The following is a 3,091-nucleotide window of genomic DNA, read 5'->3' on the forward strand; positions in this document are numbered from 1 at the left end:
TAAGGGGCGGGGGCCCGACGCAGATCGGCAACGGTTACCTCCGCGCCCGCGGTGGCAAGGTCGAAGGCCGTGCGCCAGGCGCCGTCATTGGTCGTCGCGACGATCACGCGCCTTCCGGGCAGGACGGCGAAGCGGTTGAGGTAGGCGCGCGCGGCCGAGGCGAGCATGATTCCGGGGCGATCATTGTCGGGAAACACCAGCGGCCGTTCCATCGCCCCTGCGGCAAAGACGATCGAGCGTGCGCGCAGTATGGTGAAGACCTGACGCGGTTCGCCGGATTCCTCCGTACCGGCATCGCCGCGCCGCTGAACGAGGCCGATAACGCCGCCGTCATAGATGCCGAAGGCGGCGGTGCGCGGCATCAGGGAGACGGTTTCGAACGCGCGCAGCTCGGCCTCGATCGTATTCAGCCAGATTGCGGCGCTGCCGTCCGGCCGCTCGGAAAGCAGTTGGCCGCCGAACAGGAAGTCCTGCTCGATGAGCGCGACACGCGCTCCGGCGCTTGCCGCGGCGCGCGCGGCCGAAAGCCCCGCCGGCCCGCCGCCAATGACGGCCACATCGCAGAAGGCGTACCGGACCTCGTAGCGGTCGGGATCCGGGTCAGTGCCCGCCCGGCCCAGACCGGCTGCCTTGCGGATGAAGTGCTCGTAAAACATCCAGGCGCGGCGGGTCGGGCCCATAAATGTCTTGTAGTAGAAGCCGGCCGAAAGGAACGGTGAAAACAGCCCGTTGACGCTCTGGATATCGAAGGCGAGCGATGGCCAGCGGTTCTGGCTCTGCGCGACGATACCGTCGGCGAGTTCCAGTGTGGTGGCGGGCAGATTAGGCTCCCGCCTGCCGCCTGTGCCGAGCGTAACCAGCGCATTAGGCTCTTCCGGGCCGGCGGAAAAAATGCCGCGCGGACGATGATATTTGAAGCTGCGCCCGACCAGCGCAACGTCGTTGGCGAGCAGCGCCGAGGCGAGCGTGTCACCATGGAAGCCGTGCAGCTTCTTCCCATCGAAGGCGAATTCGACCGGTCGCGACCGGTCAATGCGGCCTCCGACTGCAAGCCGCTTGGGTGGAAGCTTCATGTGGACGATTTCCTGGCGAAGCTGACCGATGCGATGGCGTGGGTCCGCGTGTCACGTTCGACCGCCAGCCATTGCCTGCAGCCCACGACGTGCTGCCAGAATTCGCGGTGCGGGCCGGCCGGGTTCTTGCGGACATAAACGTAGCGATACCAGGCGTCCGGGTCGGGGTCGTCGTTCGCCGGGCGGGCGACCGACGCGTCGCCGCCATAGCGGAACTCGTCGTGGTCGCGCGGACCGCAGCAGGGGCATTCGATGCGCAGCATTTCTTTCGCCCCCTATTGCAGCCAGGCGGAGGGGCCGACGCCGGCCTCGTCGAGCGTGTGGCCGGTGCGGAAACGATCAAGGCCGAAGGCGGCGACCAGCGGATGCGGCTTGCCGGTCGCGATGGTGTGCGCAAAGCACCAGCCGGAAGCCGGCGTCGCCTTGAAGCCGCCATAGCACCAGCCGCCGTTGAGATAGAGGCCGTCGATCGGAGCCGGGCAGATGATCGGACTGGCGTCGGGCGTCATGTCCATGACGCCGCCCCAGTGGCGCAGCAACCGGACGCGAGAAATGCACGGCATCAGCGCGATCGCCGCCTCCGCCACCTCGCGCACGACTCCGAGATTGCCGCGCTGGGCGTAGGAATTGTAGCCGTCGAGATTGCCGCCGAACACCAGCCCGCCCTTGTCGGACTGGCTGACATAAAAGTGGTCGGCGCCGTAGGCGACGACGTGATCGACCATCGGCTTCAGCGGTTCGGTGACGAAGGCCTGCAGGACGTGGCTTTCGATCGGCAGTTCGAGGCCCGCCTTCTGGCCGAGCACCGATGTGTGGCCGGCGACAGCGAGGCCAACCTTGCCGGCGCCAATTCGGCCCTTCGTCGTCTCGACGCCGACGATCTTTTCGCCGGCGCGGACGAAGCCCGTCACCTCGCAATTCTGGATGATATCGACGCCATGGCCGTCGGCGGCGCGGGCATAGCCCCAGGCGACGGCATCGTGGCGCGCGGTGCCGGCTCGGCCCTGGAAGATCGCGCCGTGAATGGGAAAGCGCGCCGTGTCGGAGAAGTCGAGATAGGGTGTCAGCCGGCGGACCTCGTCGCGGTCGAGAATGTCGGCGTCGATGCCGTTCAACCGCATGATGTTGGCGCGATGGCTGAAGCTGTCCAACTGGTCGACTGAATGCGCGGTGACGAGTTGGCCGCGCTGCGAGAACATGACGTTGAAATTCAGCGCCTGCGACATGCCCTCCCAGAGCTTCATCGAGAATTCGTAGAACTGGGTGTTGCCGTCGAGCAGGTAATTGGAGCGGATGACGGTGGTGTTGCGGCCGACATTGCCGCCGCCGACATAGCCTTTCTCCAGCACAGCCACATTGCGGATGCCGTGGTTCTCGGCGAGGTAGAAGGCAGTGGCGAGGCCATGCCCGCCGCCGCCGATGATCACCACGTCGTAGGAAGGCTTCGGCTCCGCCGCGCGCCAGGCGCGCCGCCAATTCCTTTGACCGGAGAGCGCGTTGCGGAAAATCGAAAAGGCGGAATAGCGGGCCATGATGCCGCTTCAGCGAACGATCGGGCCGGTCGGCGTGCGCGTCAGCACTTCCGCGCCAGCGTCCGTGAGGAGCACCGTATTGGAGATGAAATCGTCGCCGCGACCGGTGTGCATCAGCCAGGACAGGATATGGAAGCTCATGCCAGTCTCGATATCGAGGTCGGAATCGTGCCGCAGCCCGGTGACGGAATTGCCGCCGGTCCAGGACGGCGGCTGACCGATGCCGACGAGATAGCCGCAATGGTGGCGGCGGTAATGGGAAAGCCCGGCCTCATCGGCGACGCCCTGCCAGGCAGCGTAAACCTCGCGCGCTTTGGCGCCGGGCTTGAGCGCCTTCACCACAGCGTCGAACGCCTTGGCGGTCACTTCAGCCATCGCTGCGTCTTCGTCGCTGATGTGGCCTATGCGGACGAGTCGTCCAAGCGGCGCGTGATAGCGCGAGAGGCAGCCTGATAGTTCGACGAAGACCGGCTCCCCCCTGCGGGG

Annotated in this window: 4 protein-coding genes; all 4 read right to left on the reverse strand. The window is 66.2% G+C overall.

From position 1 onward, the window contains the following. Window positions 1-1,073, reverse strand: a 1,073-nt coding sequence (locus MAXJ12_RS10660) for an FAD-dependent oxidoreductase (RefSeq protein WP_008835848.1), incomplete at its 3' end; no start/stop codon positions are given. Then, window positions 1,070-1,336, reverse strand: coding sequence for a sarcosine oxidase subunit delta (locus MAXJ12_RS10665; protein ID WP_008835849.1), 267 nt, complete (start codon window positions 1,334-1,336; stop codon window positions 1,070-1,072). The genes MAXJ12_RS10665 and MAXJ12_RS10660, both read right to left, overlap by 4 nt. 12 nt (window positions 1,337-1,348) lie before the next feature. Continuing rightward, window positions 1,349-2,605 (reverse strand): sarcosine oxidase subunit beta family protein, encoded by a 1,257-nt coding sequence (locus MAXJ12_RS10670; protein ID WP_008835850.1) that lies wholly within the window; start codon window positions 2,603-2,605, stop codon window positions 1,349-1,351. Window positions 2,606-2,614: 9 nt separating this feature from the next. Next, a partial coding sequence (locus MAXJ12_RS10675; protein ID WP_008835851.1) for a M24 family metallopeptidase occupies window positions 2,615-3,091 on the reverse strand: 477 nt, incomplete at its 5' end.

It is taken from the genome of Mesorhizobium alhagi CCNWXJ12-2, from assembly GCF_000236565.1.
Lineage (GTDB): Bacteria > Pseudomonadota > Alphaproteobacteria > Rhizobiales > Rhizobiaceae > Allomesorhizobium > Allomesorhizobium alhagi.